The sequence below is a fragment of the uncultured Tyzzerella sp. genome, assembly GCF_963558545.1.
Classification (GTDB): Bacteria; Bacillota; Clostridia; order Lachnospirales; family CAG-274; genus Tyzzerella.
Window position 1 is genome coordinate 84,381 of sequence record NZ_CAUWHO010000005.1, and the last position, 18,604, is coordinate 102,984.

21 protein-coding genes, 1 pseudogene and 1 riboswitch are annotated in these 18,604 nt (G+C 27.3%); of the genes and pseudogenes, 15 read left to right on the top strand and 7 right to left on the bottom strand.

Annotated features, from left to right (window positions below; genetic code table 11):
• The first annotated feature begins 4 nt into the window (after positions 1-4).
• Together R5Z65_RS00555 and R5Z65_RS00560 are read left to right on the top strand one after the other, a co-directional pair.
• Complete coding sequence (locus tag R5Z65_RS00555; protein WP_317366384.1) at positions 5-358, top strand: helix-turn-helix domain-containing protein; 354 nt, start codon at positions 5-7, stop codon at positions 356-358.
• Between the two features lie 24 nt (positions 359-382).
• Positions 383-1,816 carry a recombinase family protein gene (locus tag R5Z65_RS00560; RefSeq protein ID WP_317366385.1) on the top strand — a complete coding sequence of 478 codons (1,434 nt, stop codon included), beginning with the start codon at positions 383-385 and terminating at the stop codon, positions 1,814-1,816.
• 33 nt (positions 1,817-1,849) lie between these two features.
• On the opposite strand, the pseudogene R5Z65_RS10170 reads toward R5Z65_RS00560, so the two are convergent.
• The 3 genes and pseudogenes from R5Z65_RS10170 to R5Z65_RS00575 form a co-directional block, all read right to left on the bottom strand.
• Positions 1,850-1,942: pseudogene (locus R5Z65_RS10170) on the bottom strand (manganese catalase family protein); the annotation flags it as partial.
• Between the two features lies 1 nt (position 1,943).
• Positions 1,944-2,222: a spore coat protein CotJB gene (locus R5Z65_RS00570; protein WP_317366386.1), complete on the bottom strand. Its 279-nt coding sequence runs from the start codon at positions 2,220-2,222 to the stop codon at positions 1,944-1,946.
• Between the two features lie 23 nt (positions 2,223-2,245).
• A complete protein-coding gene (locus tag R5Z65_RS00575; RefSeq protein ID WP_317366387.1) occupies positions 2,246-2,473 on the bottom strand; it encodes a spore coat associated protein CotJA in 228 nt (75 codons plus the stop codon).
• Between the two features lie 147 nt (positions 2,474-2,620).
• Here R5Z65_RS00575 and ytvI point away from each other — a divergent pair, with 147 nt between their 5' ends.
• Both ytvI and R5Z65_RS00585 read left to right on the top strand, forming a co-directional pair.
• Positions 2,621-3,682 (top strand): sporulation integral membrane protein YtvI, encoded by a 1,062-nt coding sequence (ytvI, locus tag R5Z65_RS00580; RefSeq protein ID WP_317366388.1) that lies wholly within the window; start codon positions 2,621-2,623, stop codon positions 3,680-3,682.
• A gap of 2 nt (positions 3,683-3,684) precedes the next feature.
• Positions 3,685-5,118, top strand: coding sequence for an aminotransferase class I/II-fold pyridoxal phosphate-dependent enzyme (locus tag R5Z65_RS00585; RefSeq protein ID WP_317366390.1), 1,434 nt, complete (start codon positions 3,685-3,687; stop codon positions 5,116-5,118).
• Between the two features lie 12 nt (positions 5,119-5,130).
• On the opposite strand, the gene R5Z65_RS00590 is transcribed toward R5Z65_RS00585, so the two are convergent.
• The 4 genes from R5Z65_RS00590 to R5Z65_RS00605 form a co-directional block, all read right to left on the bottom strand.
• Entirely contained in the window at positions 5,131-5,502 is a 372-nt protein-coding gene (locus R5Z65_RS00590) for a VOC family protein (RefSeq protein ID WP_317366391.1), read from the bottom strand.
• Between the two features lie 11 nt (positions 5,503-5,513).
• Positions 5,514-6,026 (bottom strand): ECF transporter S component, encoded by a 513-nt coding sequence (locus tag R5Z65_RS00595; protein WP_317366392.1) that lies wholly within the window; start codon positions 6,024-6,026, stop codon positions 5,514-5,516.
• Positions 6,027-6,334: 308 nt separating this feature from the next.
• A riboswitch (FMN riboswitch) is annotated at positions 6,335-6,451 on the bottom strand.
• 53 nt (positions 6,452-6,504) lie between these two features.
• Positions 6,505-7,956, bottom strand: coding sequence for an NADP-dependent glyceraldehyde-3-phosphate dehydrogenase (locus R5Z65_RS00600; RefSeq protein WP_317366394.1), 1,452 nt, complete (start codon positions 7,954-7,956; stop codon positions 6,505-6,507).
• A 62-nt stretch (positions 7,957-8,018) separates the two neighbouring features.
• Entirely contained in the window at positions 8,019-8,840 is an 822-nt protein-coding gene (locus tag R5Z65_RS00605) for a MerR family transcriptional regulator (RefSeq protein ID WP_317366396.1), read from the bottom strand.
• A gap of 87 nt (positions 8,841-8,927) precedes the next feature.
• Between R5Z65_RS00605 and R5Z65_RS00610 the strand changes: the two genes are divergently transcribed.
• From R5Z65_RS00610 to R5Z65_RS00660, 11 genes are all read left to right on the top strand, one after another.
• Positions 8,928-10,241: an MATE family efflux transporter gene (locus R5Z65_RS00610; RefSeq protein WP_317366398.1), complete on the top strand. Its 1,314-nt coding sequence runs from the start codon at positions 8,928-8,930 to the stop codon at positions 10,239-10,241.
• Between the two features lie 105 nt (positions 10,242-10,346).
• The gene (rpmH, locus tag R5Z65_RS00615; protein WP_317357194.1) at positions 10,347-10,481 is read left to right on the top strand and encodes a 50S ribosomal protein L34; all 135 of its coding nucleotides are present in this window, start codon (positions 10,347-10,349) and stop codon (positions 10,479-10,481) included.
• Between the two features lie 130 nt (positions 10,482-10,611).
• A complete protein-coding gene (rnpA, locus tag R5Z65_RS00620) occupies positions 10,612-10,962 on the top strand; it encodes a ribonuclease P protein component (protein ID WP_317366400.1) in 351 nt (116 codons plus the stop codon).
• 20 nt (positions 10,963-10,982) lie between these two features.
• Positions 10,983-11,195 (top strand): membrane protein insertion efficiency factor YidD, encoded by a 213-nt coding sequence (gene yidD, locus R5Z65_RS00625; protein ID WP_317366401.1) that lies wholly within the window; start codon positions 10,983-10,985, stop codon positions 11,193-11,195.
• Between the two features lie 19 nt (positions 11,196-11,214).
• Positions 11,215-12,219, top strand: coding sequence for a YidC/Oxa1 family membrane protein insertase (locus R5Z65_RS00630; RefSeq protein ID WP_317366402.1), 1,005 nt, complete (start codon positions 11,215-11,217; stop codon positions 12,217-12,219).
• Between the two features lie 31 nt (positions 12,220-12,250).
• Positions 12,251-13,018: an RNA-binding cell elongation regulator Jag/EloR gene (gene jag, locus R5Z65_RS00635; RefSeq protein WP_317366403.1), complete on the top strand. Its 768-nt coding sequence runs from the start codon at positions 12,251-12,253 to the stop codon at positions 13,016-13,018.
• A gap of 186 nt (positions 13,019-13,204) precedes the next feature.
• Positions 13,205-14,602 carry a tRNA uridine-5-carboxymethylaminomethyl(34) synthesis GTPase MnmE gene (mnmE, locus tag R5Z65_RS00640; protein WP_331677984.1) on the top strand — a complete coding sequence of 466 codons (1,398 nt, stop codon included), beginning with the start codon at positions 13,205-13,207 and terminating at the stop codon, positions 14,600-14,602.
• 17 nt (positions 14,603-14,619) lie between these two features.
• Entirely contained in the window at positions 14,620-16,491 is a 1,872-nt protein-coding gene (mnmG, locus tag R5Z65_RS00645) for a tRNA uridine-5-carboxymethylaminomethyl(34) synthesis enzyme MnmG (RefSeq protein ID WP_317366404.1), read from the top strand.
• 51 nt (positions 16,492-16,542) lie between these two features.
• The gene (locus tag R5Z65_RS00650) at positions 16,543-16,947 is read left to right on the top strand and encodes a hypothetical protein (protein WP_317366405.1); all 405 of its coding nucleotides are present in this window, start codon (positions 16,543-16,545) and stop codon (positions 16,945-16,947) included.
• Between the two features lie 9 nt (positions 16,948-16,956).
• Positions 16,957-17,667 (top strand): 16S rRNA (guanine(527)-N(7))-methyltransferase RsmG, encoded by a 711-nt coding sequence (gene rsmG / locus R5Z65_RS00655; protein WP_317366406.1) that lies wholly within the window; start codon positions 16,957-16,959, stop codon positions 17,665-17,667.
• A gap of 127 nt (positions 17,668-17,794) precedes the next feature.
• Positions 17,795-18,598, top strand: coding sequence for a ParB/RepB/Spo0J family partition protein (locus R5Z65_RS00660; protein ID WP_317366407.1), 804 nt, complete (start codon positions 17,795-17,797; stop codon positions 18,596-18,598).
• Positions 18,599-18,604 lie beyond the last annotated feature (6 nt).

An 18,604-nucleotide genomic window follows, 5' to 3' on the forward strand; every position in this document is an offset into this window, starting at 1 on the left:
AACTATGAGTATTACAAAAGAAAAAAAATCAAATGAAAATAAATTTGAATATGAATCATGGAAGAAAAAAAAATTAAATGATAAAAATGGCTATTTTATTATTTTTCAAGACTTTAAGAAAAAGAATTTACTTAAAAAAGTTTCTGGAAGTGCATTAAAATTATATATTTATCTAGGTTTACATACAAAAAATTATTCTGGAGAATGTAATGTTACAATAAATACTATGGCTAAATATTTTAATAAAGATGAGAGAACTATAAGCTATTGGATAAAAGAGCTTGAAGATTTAGGATTAATTGAAAGAATTCAATTTAAAATAAAAGAACCTGCTCACACATATTTAAAACCATACTAGTATATATCCAAAGGAGTTGATTTTATGAACACAGTTTGTGCATATATAAGAGTTAGTACAGATGACCAAATAGAATATAGTTTAGATGCACAATTAAATGCAATAAAGAAATACGCAAAAGATAATAAGTTAATATTACCTAGTGAATATATATTTGTAGATGACGGCTACTCTGGTAGAAAAGCAGAAAAAAGGCCTGCATTTATGAAAATGATAGCCACTGCAAAAAATAAGCCATCACCATTTAATGTTATATTAGTACATAAGTTTGATAGGTTTGCCAGAAATAGAGAGGACAGTGTTGTTTTTAAATCTTTATTGAGAAAAGAATGCAATGTAAAAGTTGTTAGTATAACAGAATCTATAGAAGATGATAAGTTTTCTATAATCTTAGAAAGTATGCTTGAGGCTATGGCAGAGTATTATTCTTTAAATTTAGCTGAAGAAGTTAAAAAAGGTATGGCAGAAAAAGCTAAACGTGGTGAGTATCAAGCCTACGCACCATTGGGTTATGAAAATGATAAGATTAATAAAACGCTTATAATCAATGAAGAAGAAGCTAGAATCGTAAAATATGTATTTAATGAATTTTTAAACTCTACACCTATGCAACAGATAACAAAAAATCTTAATGATTTAGGATATAAAACAAAACGTGGAAATAAGTTTGAAAGACGTACCGTAGAATATATATTAAGAAATACAGTTTATATAGGCTATACTACTTGGTGTGAAGATGGACAAAGAAAAAGAGATTATACAAAACCAGCACATATAGTTAAAGGTAACTATCCATCTATTATAGATGAAGATATATTTAAAAAAGTGCAGACTAAAATGAAAATTTATAAAGAAAGATATAAACCAAAAGAAAGACCTATTACAGAATTTAAGCATTATTTAAGTGGTACTGTAAAGTGCTCCTATTGTGGCTCTAGTTTATCTGTTGGCGGTAAATATACACAATGTATAGGTTATAATCACGGTAGGTGTAAAGTGTCTAATGCTATACCTATTAAAGAGCTTGAAAGGTTATTTTTAGAAGAAATTAACAGTATAGCCTCTAGAGATTTAAGTACACTAAATTTAAAATCAAGAAATGAAAAAAGTCAAAATGAAGAAACAAAACTTCTAAATTTAGAACTTAATAAATTAAATAGTAAACTAGAGCGTGCAAAAGATGCATATTTAGATGGTATTGACACCTTAGAAGATTACAAGCAAAACAAAACATTAATTAAAAATCAAATAGAAAATATAAAAAATAAGCTAAACTCTTTTAGTGAAAACAAAGAAAAAAACTTCGATGAATTTAAAAATAATATAGAAAAATTAAGAAGTCTTGTAATAGATGAAAATGCATCTAATCTTGATAAAATACAATATGTCAAACATTGCATTGAAAAGATAATATTTAATAAAGTAAGTAAAACACTTGAGTTTTACTATTATTCCTAGGGTATAAAAAATTTATACCCTATAACCATATAGTCCACCATATTGAGTTAAAATTAATTTAGCAAGCTGAGGGTTTTTATTTTTAATTTTTACAGGAAATTCTAACTTTTTTTCATATATCCACATATTAGCATATTTCTCCTTTCAAATTATAATTAAAGCAATTTTGCCAAGGCCAAGGGTTATCAACCCATTTAAATCTATCACTATCAGAAATAGAGCGATAAGAACATAAAGGTCCAAATTTTTGTTCGTATATAGAACGCATATTATCTGCTTCTTTTAAAATTTCATTGTATATAGAAATCCCCTCTTTATCATAAGGGTGAGTATCTAAATATAAAGCCATATCAACAGCCATAAAGTCTAAAGCTGTAAGTCTACTTAAAACTTCTTCTCTTTCCATTTTTATGCCTCCTAAAAATATTTTTAAATGTTCTTAAAAAAACATTGATTTTCTTTCATATTATTTTTATCTTTTTTACAATAAGGGCTTGCTAGCTCTGGGAAAATAGTACCTTTAACCATAGCTTCGTCCTTATCATAAATGCTACAAAGTTTTTGAAAAGGAACATAAGCTCTTGCTAATTCATCAACCTTTATATATTCTTCATAAGGTATACAGCCTGTATTTTGCATACATCTATCGCAGTTCATAATAAAACCTCCTTTATATAATTGGTTATATTTAACCTAATTTTATAGTATTCATATAAACATAAAATGTTACAATATAAAATAACTATTGACTTTTAATGTAAAAAGTTATACCTTATAATTATGTAAACAAAAGAGGTGATAATAATGTCTTTTTTAGCTAATAAAGAGAACATATTAAAAATAATAAAATTAATTTTATCTTTATTATTTATATACTTATTTTTAAATTATATTGGTGGTCTATTTTTACCTTTTATAATAGGGTATATCCTATGTATTATTTTATATCCACTTTTTAAAATATTAAATAAAAGGTATAAAATACCAAAGCATCTTAGCAGTATATTATGTATATCTACATTAATATTTTTAGTTGTATTTATAGGGGTTGGTGTTGTAGGACAAATAATAAAAGAAGGAAAGGAATTTATAAAAGATTTACCATTTTATATAAATTCTATAAAATTAACTTTTGACCAAATAAACCAAAGTATAAAAGGGTTTTTTACAATATTACCAGATGGATTAGAAAGAACTGTTATCAACTTTTTTGAAAACTTTTCGTCTTTAGTAGGAGAATTTTTAAGTAACGGATTAAAAAATACTTCCATTAAAGTTATAAAAAAAGTGCCTAATGCTCTTATGATAACAATAATAAGTATAATATCTTGTTATTTAATGCTTATAGATAAGGAAAATATACAAAAATTTATTATTAGGCAGTTGCCAAAAAAATATTCAGATAAATTTAACATAGTAAAATCTGGTATAGGAGATGCTGTTTTTGGCTATATCCGTGCCCAGCTTATAATAATGTGCTTAATTGCAGCTATATGCTTTATAGGGTTATTAACATTAAAAGCTCCATATGCTTTATTTATAGCAGTTGTTATAGGTATTATAGATGCTTTACCTGTTTTTGGAAGTGGTTTTATAATTTGGCCTTGGGCATTATACAATGTTATTATACAAAATTATGGATTGGCTATTGGCCTTATTATTATATATGTAGTTATTCTTGTTACAAGACAAATTGTAGAACCAAAAATATTAGGCAAACAGATAGGTATACACCCATTAGCTACATTAATGTCTATATATGTAGGGCTTCAGTTATTTGGGGTTTTTGGATTTATTATAGGCCCTGTAATAATGGTTGTAATTAAAGCACTACAAAACGAAAATATATTACCAAAATGGAGGTAAATATGGATAGGCCTATATATAACAAGTTAAAATCTTTATCAAATAAAAATATATATCCATTTCATATGCCAGGGCATAAACGAAATAAAAAGTTTTTAAACGATTTTTATGATTTTATAAATTTAGATTTTACAGAAATAGATGAAACAGACAATATGCACAAACCAGACGGTATAATAAAACAATCAAAAGAAATTTTATCTTCCATATTTGGCTCTAATGATAGTTACTTTTTGGTTAATGGAAGTAGTGGAGGTATAATAGCCTCTATAATGGCTTGTGTATCTCCAGGGGAACAAATATTAGTAGCAAGAAATTGCCATATAAGTGTATATAATGGTATAGTCTTAAGTGGTGCATTACCTGTATATATTAATCCTACTATAAAATATAACATACCTTGTGGTATAGACTTAAAACATATAGAAAATGCAATAAAAAAGTTTCCCAATATTAAAGCATTTATACTAACAAGCCCTACATATGAGGGTTTTGTTAGTGACATAGAAAATATAGCAAAAATACTTCATAAACATAATATTGCACTTATAGTAGATGAGGCTCACGGTGCACATTTTAAATTTTCTAATAAATTTCCTAAAACAGCTATACAATGTGGAGCTGATATATCAATACAAAGTTTTCACAAAACACTTCCTAGCTTTACCCAATGTGCCGTTCTTCACATAAATAGCAAAATTATAAATAAAGATAAATTAGAAAAATGTTTATCTATGATACAAACTACAAGTCCATCTTATATATTTATGTTAAGTATAGAATATGCTATAAACTTCTGTAAAAATAATAAAAACCTTTTTTATAATTATTCTTTATTTTTAGAAAACTTGAGAAAAGATTTAAAACAGCTAAAAAATATAAAACTTATAGACAATGATATTTTACAAGATAGCAATATTATAGATTTTGATATTAGTAGATTTACATTTTTAATAAATAGCAACGTAAATGGAGATTATGTAAACTCTATTTTAAAAGAAAATAATATACAGCTAGAAATGTATGGAAAAAATCATATAATAGCTATATCTACTATATGTGATGATTTTGAAAAACTAATTTACTTTAAAGATATTTTATATAAAATAGATAAAGATATTGCACATAATAATAATAATAATAATAATAATAAATATCAAAATACCCAATACCAAAATATTGTTTATCCTAGTATAATACCTAGAGATGCGTTTTATTGTAATAAAAAACTACTTCATATAGATTTATGTTTAAATAAAATTTGTGGTGATTTTGTAACAGCATACCCTCCAGGTATACCTATTTTAACCCCTGGAGAAATAATAACACCTACCACTATTAATAAAATTAAAGACTATATAAAAAATAATATAAATGTTATAGGCCTAGACAAAAACAATAAAATATCTGTAATATGTAAAAAGGTTGAGGAATAATTCTCAACCTTTTTACATATTTTGTGGTAAAATTTCTATCCAATATCCATCTGGGTCACTAATAAAGTATATACCCATATCATCATTTATATAACAAACACAATCCATTTCTTTATGTTTTTGTAATGCTTTTTGGTAATCATCTGTATGTAATGCTAAATGAAATTCGTTATCTCCTAAATTATAAGGCTCTTTTCTATCTCTAAGCCACGTTAATTCTAAAAAGTGACTTGTTTGGCTATCACCTAAATAAACTATTATAAAGCTCCCATCTTCTGCCTCTATTCTTCTTGTTTCTTTTAAATTTAAAGCATCATTATAAAAGTTTAGGCTTTTTTCTAAATCTAAAACATTAATATTGTTATGATAAAATTTAAAGTTCATTTTATCCCCTCCTAAATATTTGCTTTTTTAATAGCTTTTAGCAATGGTTTATATATTATAAATATTAAAAACCCATTTAATGCTCCTTTTATTATATTAAAAGGTGTTATTAATGTAAATAGTAAATTTATAGTTTCTTTTAATTCTACATTAAGGTATATAGGTGTTATAAATATATTAAATATAAACATACCTAAAGACATAAATATAGTGCCTAATAGGATACCTTTTAAAATACCCTTACCTTTATTATATATATAGCATATAGGCAATATATATAATGCACTAGCTAAAAAATTCATTAAAAATCCTATTATACCTGTGTTACTAACAGTCAACATCTCTATTATTGCCACTACAAAACATATAATTAACCCATATATGCCTCCTAAATATATACTGCCTATAGCTATTATTACATCTTTTATTTCATAAGATAAAAAAGCTACGGGTACTTTAAATACTGTAACCAAATATGCAAGGCAACTTATGAGTGCTGTTAATGTTATTTTTTTTACTGACATAATTTTCCTCCTAAATAAAATTAATATTTTTTGTATAATCAGTTTTTAATCAATGTTTTGAATACTTTGTATTCAAAACAGATATTCCTATATATTTTTTACTTTAAAAATATAAGTAATATCTTAATTGCTTTTAATAAAAATTAATATATATTTTATTAACCTAAATACCTTTTAAGAGTATAAGTTATGTCTTACATCAAAAAAAGCCTAAAGAAAACAATATCCTTTAGGCAAATATTTATATATAAACAACAACATATATGTATGTTGCAAATAAGCATAACACACCTATACATTTTTATATAAAATATCCTTTCTCATCCAGACTGTAACTGTCGGTTTTGGAATTTCACCAAATCCTGCTTAAAAGCTCGTGGACTATAACCACCGATAGGGACTTTCACCCTTCCCCAAGGATAAAACATATTAATTTTTATAATATAATTATATAATATTATTTAATTTATTGCAATACTTATATATTTAATACTGTTACTTTAGGTCTAGACATAGCCTCTATGGAATATCTAACCCCCTGAACACCTATACCAGATGATTTAACACCTAAAAATGGGAAACTATCTGGTCCTCTTTCTGTTTTATTGTTTATTTGAACAGTACCTACTTCTAATTTATCTGCTATTTTAAGTGCTTTATCTATATCTTTTGTAAACACAGAGCTTTGTAAACCGTATTCAGACTTGTTAGCTATTTCTATCGCTTCTTCATAAGATTTTACTTTTATAATAGGTAAAACTGGCCCAAAAGGTTCTTCCCAAGCCACGTTCATATCTAATGTAACATCTTTTATAAGCGTTGGGTATATAAGGTTACCCTCTCTTTTATCTCCAAATAAAACAGTTGCACCTTTTTCTTTTGCATCATTTATAAGCCCCATAACAAAATCTGCCGATTTTTCATTTATTAAAGGTACTACATCAAAATTATCATTGATAGGATTACCTACTGTTACATTTTTAATTTTATCTAAAAGTTTATCTACTAATGTGTCATGCACCTCTTCCATAACAAGAACTCTTTTTATAGCAGTACATCTTTGTCCAGAATAAGAAAAAGCCCCACCTATAATTTGATTTGCTGTATGCTCTAAGTCTGCATCTTCTAATACAATACCTGCATCTTTACCACCAAGCTCTAATATAACTGGTATCATACCACATTTGCTAGTTATTCTTTCACCTATATCCGTGCTACCTGTAAAGTTTATAAAATCTATATCTTTATGAGCTACTATATAATCTCCTATTTCGCTACCTTTTCCTGTTACTGTTTGTATAACACCAGCAGGAACGCCTGCTTCTTCAAAAACTCTAACTAAATGTAACCCACATATACTACCTTGTGTAGAAGGTTTTAAAACAACAGAATTTCCAATAGCAATAGCTGGAGCTATTTTAGATGCTGCAAGATTTATAGGGTAGTTAAAAGGTGATATAGCTAATACAACGCCTAAAGGTTCTCTTTTTATTATGCCAGTTTTTTTAGGGCTACCACCATAAAATCCATCACCTACTAAACATTCGCTAGACATAGTTCTAACTGTGTCTGCTGTATATCTTATAAAATCTGCTGTTCTTAATATTTCCGATTTACAGCTTTTTCTATCCTTTCCTATTTCGTGTATCATACTTTCTACAAATACATTTACATTTTTTTCTAAATTTTCTGCTACTTTATATAAAAGGTTAGCTCTTTCATCTATTGATGTTTCTCTCCATTTTTTTTGAGCAACTTTAGCATTTTGTAAAACAAAGTCTACTTCTTGTTGGTTCATAGCTGGTACAAAACCTACCGTAGAATTGTCTAAAACAGATTTTATTTCTATATAATCATCTGTTTTACTAGCTAACCAATTACCATTTACAAGATTTTTATATTTATTGTTTTCTTTTATTAATTGAAACATATTAGTACCTCCTTAGTAATCCCTATTTTTTTACTTCATTTTAACAAAGTTTTTTAAATATTTCAATAGATTTGTATCATAAATTTTGTTATATGCCCATCTACCGTTTTAGATGCTGCATCATCTATTATATATTCCTCATAACAATAATCTCCCATACTGTAATTATTATCTTTTAAGTATTTTTTTGCTTTTTCATATGCCCCGTTAAAGTTTAACCAACTTCCTTTATGATAAAACACTAAATATTTACCTTTTTTCTTTAAAAAATATTCTATGTTTTTAGGCTTATTTTGAGTTTTAGTATAAAAATAAGAATAGTTTAAATAATCTTTATTTATTATATCATCACTTTTTATTATAGACCCAAAGCCTAACCCATTATAAGTATTATTTTTATAGCTTTTTGCTATATGCTCACACATTGTTTTGGAAACAACCATAGTAGGCTTATTTCTTATATTGTTAGATAGTATAAAGTATTCGTCTTGCATATATTCTACATTTATTTTATCAAGTGCTATATTTTCACATAAATATAAAATATTTAGCCTGTTTTTTATAATATTATTTATACGGTTAAGCTCTTTTATTTGTTTTTCAATAGTAGTTTTTTGCTCCAATAAAATTGTATTAAGCTCTTCCACACTTCTATTTTGCAAATATTTTTTTATAGTTTTAAGAGGCATACCAAGTTGTTTTAATATTAAAATAACCTCAAAAAGTCCTCCTTGATGTATTGTATAATACCTATATCCATTTTCTTTTACAAAAGCTGGCTTAAAAAGATTTATTTCATCATAATATATTAGCGTTTTTTTATTAACATTATACATCTTAGCAAATTGGCTTGTTGTAAGATATTTTTCAAAAATTTCTTCCATAAATAAATTTCCCCTTGACTATCCAGTTACTGTATAGATTATCATATTTTTTAGGTTTAATCAATTATTTTTAAAAAGGAGATTTTTATGGAAAACAAATTTAAAGTATCTCAAGTTTTTAAATTAGTTCTCCCTACAACATTTATGATGTCATTTATGTCATTATATACTATTGTAGATGGTGCTTTTGTATCTAGGTTTGTAGGAACAGATGCTTTATCTGCTGTTAATATAGCATATCCTTATGTAAACTTTTTATTAGGTGTATCTATTATGCTTGGCACAGGTGGGTGTGCCTTAGTTATGAAAAAAATAGGAGAAAAAAGAAACAATGAGGCAAAAAAGGATTTTTCTTTAATAGTGTATTTTACATTTATCCTTAGTATACTAATAATGTTTTTAAGCTTAGTTTTTATAGAGCAAATATTAAAAATACTGCAAGCAGAAGGCTCTTTATATAAAGCCACAAAAGAATACTTATTTTATATGATAGTTTTTGCTACCCCTACTATGCTAAAATACATCGTGGAGCAATTTTTAGTTGCCATTAATAAATCCAAAACAGCGTTAATACTATCTGTATCAGGTGGTATTTTAAATATTATATTAGACTATGTTTTTATAGTTTTATTTAAATTTGGAGTAAAAGGTGCTGCCATTGCAACTGGTATAGGCTATGCCGTACCTGCTATTATAGGCCTGTGGTTTTTTATAAAAAAATCTAATTTATTGCACTTTAAAATGCCTAGCAAAAATATATCTGTTATATTAAGCTCTTGCTCTAATGGTTCATCTGAAATGGTGTCCCAATTATCAAGTGGTATAATAACCTTTTTATTTAATTTTGTTATGTTAAAATATATTGGAGAAGATGGTGTTGCTGCCATAACTATTATATTATATATACAATATTTAGTAACATCTATATTTTTAGGATATTCCATTGGTGTATCTCCAAAAATAAGTTACTTTTACGGTAGTAAAGATATACCTATGCTAAAAAGCCTTATATCTATTAGCATAAAGCTTGTACTAGCAATATCTATATTTTCCTATATAATTATTACAATATCATCTCCTCTTTTGATTAGATTTTTTACAGAACCAAACACCAATGTTTATAGCCTTACCCTTGAGGGCTTAAAGATTTATTCTCTTAGTTTTTTAATAGTTGGTATGCTAATATTTGTATCTGGTATGTTTACTTCCTTTTCAAATGGCAAAGTGTCTGCTATTATATCATTTTTAAGGGCATTAGTATTTGAAAGCACTGGCATTATATTATTCCCTATGCTAATAGGTATATCTGGTGTATGGTGGTCAGTACCTATTGCCAGCTTATTATGTGGTTTTGTATGCTTTTATTTTTATAAAAAATATAAACCTATATACAACTATTAAAAAAATGTTGGTATTTATAATAAAAATACTTGACGATATAATCGTTTTTTAATATAATAAAGCTAGTGCTTGTGCATATATAGATAACAAAGGAGGTGCTTTTAAATGAAAATGACATACCAGCCAAAAAAGAGACAAAGAAGCAAGGTACACGGTTTCAGAAAAAGAATGAGTACTGCTAATGGCAGAAAAGTTTTAATGAGAAGACGTAGAAAAGGTAGAAAGGTTCTATCTGCTTAATACAGAGCCTACATTTACCCAATTTAACATATTATACCAATATATTAATATTTCTTATTGGTTAAATAGCCCGCTATTTAGCGGGCTTTATATTTTTACTTTTTAAAATATATAAATAGGAGATGAAAACGTGCTTTTTACAAAATCTCTTAAAAAAAATTATCAGTTTAGATATGTGTATAACAAAGGAAAATCTATCGCTAACAAATATTTAGTTATGTACGTTGTAAAAAACAACTCTTTAGAAAACTATCTTGGTATATCTGTTAGCAAAAAAGTTGGAAATAGCGTAGTAAGAAGCAGAGTAACTAGGCTTATAAGAGAGAACTATCGTCTTAGCGAAACTAAGCTAAAAAATGGATATAGCATTGTTGTTATAGCAAGAAACACCTCAAATGGTGCTTCCTATCAAGAAATAAATAAAGCTATTTACCACCTTTTTTCAAAACATAACTTATTTAATAACTCTAAGCCTAGTTAGCTTACTATTGGGGGTTACTTATGCTAAAAAAAATATGTATGTATATTATAAAATTTTATCAAAGGTTTATTTCTCCTATGAAAAAACCTTGTTGTATATATTACCCTTCTTGTTCTAGATACGCATACAAAGCGTATGAAAAATATGGTTTTTTTAAAGGTACATATCTTACAATTTGGCGTATATTAAGATGCAACCCTTTTAGCAAAGGTGGCTACGACCCTGTCCCATAAAAATTATTAGGAGGATTTAATGTTGTTTAACTCTATTTTTATTTTAACTAATTTTATAGAAAAAGAACCTGGATTTATTGTTGGACCTATCTCAAAAATATTAGGTATTATAATAAACTTTGTATTTAAGTTTGTTTATATGCTAACTACTAATCATTCTCTTGGTATAACTATTATATTATTTACTATTATAGTTAGATTTTTGTTAATCCCTTTAAACTATAAACAACAAAAATCTATGTATATAATGCAAAAAATTCAACCCGAGATGAAAAAAATACAAGAAAAATATAAAGGTAATAAAGACCCAGAGGTTGCCAAAAAAATGCAACTAGAAATGACTAAGCTCTATTCTAAACACAATTACAACCCAATTGGTGGATGTTTACCTATATTTATTCAGTTACCTATATTTATTGCTTTATACTTTATAATGAAAAATTCTTACCTATTTGTTTCTAATATAGGTAATTTATATACAGAAATTGCTAACAAAATATTAGCTACACCAAACTATGTAGATGTTTTAGTACCAATAGTTACACCTCTTGTACCTAGAGGTATTACAATAGACATTAGCCAAACACAAGATTTACTTAAAGCTATAAATAAATTTAGCCCTTCTGACTGGAACGCTATACAAGCTGGGTTACCTTCTCTAGACATATCTAATCTATTAGAGCAAAAAGCTAGCATAGAATCTTTCTTAGGTATAAACTTAGCAGAAACTGTTGGTGTAGGATTTCCTAAAGTTTTACTAGCTATTTTATCTGGTGCTACTACGTTTCTTTCTAGCTGGGTAATATCTAGAAAAAATAAATCTGATGACCCTAACTTAAAAATGCAACAAAAAATTATGAATATTGTTATGCCTGTTATGATGACATTCTTTACTATATCTATACCTTGTGGGGTGGCTATATATTGGATTGTTGGTAACTTAGTTCAAATAATTCAACAAATATTCTTAAGCAAATACTGCGAGAAAAAATTTGCTGAACAAGATTTAGCTACTAGTAAATAACTAGTATCTTAATTTTACAAGGAGGAGTTTTATGGAAATACAAAAAATTGCTAAAACTGTTAATTTAGCTATTGATGAGGCTCTAAAAGAACTTAATACTACTATTGATAAAATAGAATACACTGTATTACAAGAGCCATCTAAAGGATTTTTAGGCATTGGTAGCAAGCCTGCTAAAGTTTTAGTAAAATTAAAAGAAAAAAATAAACCTGTTGATACTAGCACTAACCATATACAACCAAAAAAAGACCCATCTGTTATATCTAATATTAATACTAATCAAACAGAAAAGAGAATACCTAGAATGGTTAGTGAAGATACATTTAAGGGAAGTAACAAAGAAATAAATAAAAACGCACCTAACATAGCTACTGACTTTTTAAATAAAATCTTTACTAATATGAATATATCCGTAGAAATAGATGCAAAACTAACAGAAAAAAATACATTATTAATAAATTTAAAAGGTGATGACATAGGTGTTATAATTGGTAAAAGAGGACAAACTTTAGACTCTTTACAATACCTTACTAACCTTGTTGTAAATAAAGGTGAATATTCTTATATGTCTGTTAGCATAGATACTGCAGATTACCGTGAAAGAAGAAAACAAACTTTAGAGCAACTGGCTATAAACTTAGCTAAAAAGGCTAAAAAAACAAGACGTAATGTTAACCTTGAGCCTATGAACCCATATGAAAGAAGAATTATACACGGAGCTTTACAAAGCGACCCTATGGTAAAAACTTATAGCGAAGGTGATGAACCTTTTAGATATGTTGTTATATCACCTAAATAGATTATCAATTTTTGTAATAATTAGATTTATACCTTTGCTTGTAGCAAAGGTATTTGCTTTATTCCAATTAGAGTATAAGTTAGTATTTTATTTATAAAAATTATATGAATAATAAAAAATTGATTTAATATAAAATAACTTATTTGATATTATTAAATTTAATTTTTAATAGATAGGAATGATAAAATGAAAATTAAAGAGTTTGACACAATAGCTGCTATTGCCACATCTTTTGGTGAAGGTGGTATAGGTATTATACGCATTAGTGGAGATAATGCCTTTAATATAGCAGATAAAATATTTGTTCCATTTGATAAAAATAAACAAAATGTAAAAATAAATGATTATAAAAGCCATACCTTAACATATGGCACTATAAAAGATAATAAAGAAATAATAGACGAAGTTTTGCTTAGCGTTATGAAAGCTCCTAAAACATACACTTGTGAAGATGTTATAGAAATAAACTGCCACGGTGGTAAATCTTCTGTAAAGCGTGTTTTAAATACTGTATTAAAAAATGGTGCTAGAATAGCAGAAAATGGCGAATTTACTAAACGTGCATTTTTAAACGGAAGAATAGATTTAAGCAAGGCAGAAGCCGTTATAGATATAATAAATGCTAAAACAGACATAGGGCACAAATCTGCTATAAATAGGCTAGAAGGAAAGCTAAAGCAAAAAATAGACGAATATAGAAATGATATTATTACTATGACTGCACATATAGAAGCCTCCATAGACTATCCAGAGCACGATGATGAAACTATGACTTATAATATGATAGAAGAAAATACAAAAAATCTTATAAAAAAAGTAGAACATCTTTTAAAAACTGCTGATACAGGGCGTATTGTAAAAGAAGGTATAAAAACAGTTATTTTAGGTAAACCAAATGTTGGTAAAAGCTCTATACTAAATATATTACTAAACGAAGATAGAGCAATAGTAAGTGATATAGCAGGCACAACACGAGATGTTTTAAAAGAACACCTTAACATAAACGGTGTTGCCCTTAACATTGTAGATACTGCTGGTATTAGAAAAACAGATGATGAGATAGAAAAAATAGGTGTGGAAAAATCTAAAGAATATGCACAAGATGCCGACTTGATACTTCTTGTTTTAGACAATTCTAAGCCTTTAGATAAAGAAGATATAGAAATATTAAATTTTATAAAAAATAAAAAAACTTTAGTCCTTATTAATAAAACAGACCTTAGCTCTAGCTTAAACGTAAATAATTTAAAAAGTTATATAAAAGAAGAAAATATACTAATGCTTTCTGCAAAACAAGACTTAGGCTTTGATATGTTAAAAGATAAAATAGAAACCCTATTTTTTGAAGGAGAAATAAACATAAATGAGGATATTTTAATATCTAATGAAAGAAACAAAAACTCTCTTTACAACTGTATAGAAAGCCTTAAAAATGTTTTAAACACAATAGAAACAAGAATGCCAGAAGATTTTATATCTATGGATTTAATAGAAGCATACAGATATTTAGGAGAAATAACAGGAGAAAGCCTAGATGAAGATGTTATAGACAAAATATTTTCAGAGTTTTGTCTAGGTAAATAACTAGAAAGGTGATAATAATGAATATATTAGCAGAAGAAAATGTAGACGTTGTTGTTATAGGTGCTGGACACGCAGGCTGTGAAGCTGCTCTTGCAACGGCACGTATAGGATTTTCAACGGCTTTATTTTCTATAAATTTAGACAGTATAGCAATGATGCCCTGCAACCCTAATATAGGTGGTAGCTCAAAGGGACATCTTGTTAGAGAAATAGACGCTCTTGGTGGAGAAATGGGCAAAAATATAGATAAAAGCTATATACAAACACGTATGCTTAATACAAGTAAAGGCCCTGCCGTTTATTCCCTTAGAGCACAAGCCGATAAAAATAAATATCATATAGAAATGAAAAAAGTGTTAGAAAATACGCCTAATTTAGATATAATACAAGGTGAAATATCCCATATTATAACTAAAGACGGTGTAGTTACTGGTGTTTTAAAAGAAGACGGTATATTATACAACTGTAAAGCAGTTATTATATGCTCTGGCACTTATTTAAAATCTAAATGTTTATATGGAGATATGGCAATAGAAAGTGGACCTAATGGGCTTAGACAAGCTACACATCTTAGCGACTGCCTTAAAAATCTTGGTGTTAAAATGTACCGTTTTAAAACTGGTACACCTGCTAGGATAGATAAAAGAACAGTAGACTTTTCTAAAATGTCTGTACAAGATGGAGATGAAAACATAGTTCCTTTTTCTTTTGAAAATACACCTGATGATATAAAAAGAGAACAACTTCCTTGTTATCTTACTTATACTAATAGTGAAACACATAAAATAATAAATGACAACCTACATCGCTCCTCTATGTATGGTGGTATGATAGAAGGTACTGGCCCTAGATATTGCCCTTCTATAGAAGATAAAATAGTACGCTTTGCCGATAAAGAACGCCACCAAATATTTATAGAACCAGAAGGGGAAGATACTAACGAAATGTATGTACAAGGTATGAGCACATCTTTACCTATTGACATACAAATAAAAATGTATAGAAGTATTGAGGGATTGGAAAATTGCAAAATAATGCGTAATGCTTATGCAATAGAATATGATTGTATAGATGCTACACAGCTAAAACTTAGCCTAGAGTTTAAAAATATAAAAGGTCTTTTTAGTGCAGGTCAATTTAATGGTACATCAGGATATGAAGAAGCTGCTGCCCAAGGTATTATAGCAGGTATTAATGCTACAAAATATATAAAAAATGAAGAACCTTTAATACTTGATAGGTCACAGGCTTATATAGGTGTTTTAATAGATGATATTGTAACAAAAGGTAGCCTTGAGCCTTACCGTATGATGACATCTCGTGCAGAATATCGCCTATTGTTAAGACAGGATAATGCAGATTTAAGGCTTACAGAAATAGGATATAATGTAGGGCTTATAACAGAAGATAGATACAAAAGATTTTTAGATAAAAAGGCTAAAATAGAGCAAGATATAAAACGTATTAAAAAAATATCTATTGCTCCTACCAATGAAGTAAACTCACTATTAGAAAAATATGATAGCACACCTTTAACAACAGGTATAAAATTTACAGACCTTATAAAAAGGACAGAGCTTTCTTATATGTGCCTTGCACCTCTTGATAAAGATAGACCTAGCCTTTCTTATGATATAGAAGAACAAGTTAATATTCAAATAAAATATGAAGGATATATAGAAAAACAAATGCGTCAGGTAGAACAGTTTAAAAAGCTTGAGAAAAAACGTATACCAAAAGATATAGACTACTCTAAAGTTATGAGCCTTAGCCTAGAAGGACGCCAAAACCTTGAAAAAATACGCCCAGAAAGTATAGGCCACGCCTCTCGTATATCTGGTATATCTCCTGCAGATATAAATATGCTTTTAGTTTATCTAAATCTTTAACATATTTATACTTTCTGAATAAAATGTAATAAAATACAAGGAGTGATAGCTTTGGTTTTTTTACCTATTAAAAATAAATATAAACAAAAAAGTTATTTTCATATAGATAACAGCAAAGCTCCTTTTTTTTATATATTAACTCATCAATATACTAGCAAAAGTTTTATAAATCTTATAAGAAAAAATAAACTTTTAGAAGCAAAAAATTTTATAAGTAAAGCCTTTGCAGAAGATGTAAATATATCTATATTAAAAGAGTTTTTTAATGATGATTATGTATACAAAACATTAGATAAAGTAAGTTTTTACAAAAACAAATATGAAAAAATAAATGCTTTTTTAATAATGGATAAAAACTCAAAATTTAAAGGCATTATTAACTTCTATATGATAAATGAGCCAGACAACATTAGCCAATGGAAAATATATAAAATAACAAAAGAAACAACTTATTAAGGAGCTTTTATGAAAAATTTATTAAAAAATGCTTGTAAAGAGCTTAACCTTATCTTAGATGATAGCCAAATAGATGATTTTTTAAAATATAAAGAACTTCTTTTAGAATGGAACGAAAAAATAAACCTTACTGCCATAACAAATGATAGGGAAATTATATTAAAGCATTTTGTAGACTGTTTGACAGTATGCAAATTTGTAGATTTTAACAATAAATCTTTTATAGATGTAGGTACAGGAGCTGGCTTTCCTGCTATACCTATAAAGATATTTTGTAAAGGCTCTTCCCCTACTCTTTTAGATTCTTTAAACAAACGTATAAATTTTTTAAAAACAGTAGGTAAAGAGCTTAATTTACAAAATATAACATATGTTCATTCTAGAGCAGAAGATGGTGGACAAGATGTAAACTTTAGAGAAAAGTACGATTTTTGTGTATCTCGTGCCGTTGCAAACTTAAGTGTATTAGCAGAATTTGACTTGCCTTTTGTAAAAGTTGGTGGATATTTTATAGCTTTAAAAGGCCCTTTATTAGATAGTGAAATTATAGATGCAAAAAAAGCAATATCTACACTTGGTGGAGAAATAGAGAAAATAGAAACTATAAAAATACCTTTTACAGATATAGAGCATAAGCTAGTTTTTATAAAAAAATTAAGACAAACTCCAAAGCAATACCCAAGAAAAGCTGGCAAGATACCTAAAAGTCCTATTAAATGACAAAATTTAAAAGGTAAAATAGTAACTTTTTGTAATTATCTTTTTGTTTTGAATTTTCTGACATTTGGAAATATTTAGGAAATATATGCTATAATGCACATAAAATATAATATATATGAGGTGTGTTATGCAAAGTTTACAAAATAATCAAAAAGAAATTATTTATTTAGACGTAGAAAAAATTTACCCTAGCCCTTATCAACCTAGAAAAACATTTGAAGAAAATAGCATAGATGAGCTATCTTTATCTATTGTTAAGTACGGTGTTATAGAACCTATACTAGTAAGAGAGCTTAAAGGCTCATTTTATGAGCTTATAGCAGGAGAACGTAGGCTAAAAGCCTGTAAAAAAATTGGTATAGAAAAAATACCTGCTATAATATCTCATATTAGCGAGAAAGATAGTGCCTGTATGACTTTAATAGAAAATGTACAAAGAGAAAGGCTTAATTTTATAGAAGAGGCAGAAGGCTTTCAAACTCTTATGGTAGATTTTGGTTACACACAAGAAGAAATATCAAAAATAATTGGTAAAAAACAATCTACTATATCTAACAAGCTACGTCTATTAAAACTAAAAAAGGACATAAAAAATACTATTATACAAAATAAACTTACAGAGCGTCACGCACGTGCTTTGTTAAAAATAAATGATGAAAATACTCAAAGAGAAATATTACAAAAAATATTAAAATTTGACCTTAACGTACAAAAAACAGAAGAGCTTGTAGAAAATACTTTAAAAAGACTAGATGGAATAAGCTTAAAAAAAGAAAAAAAAATAAAAGGATACATAGGGGATTTAAGAATTTTTACAAACACTATTAAAAGTGCCATTGATGTTATGAAAGAATCTGGAGTAAATACTAACTACTCTATTGTAAAAAATCAAAATGGATATGAAATAAATATTAAAGTTTGTACAGAATAAATTTAT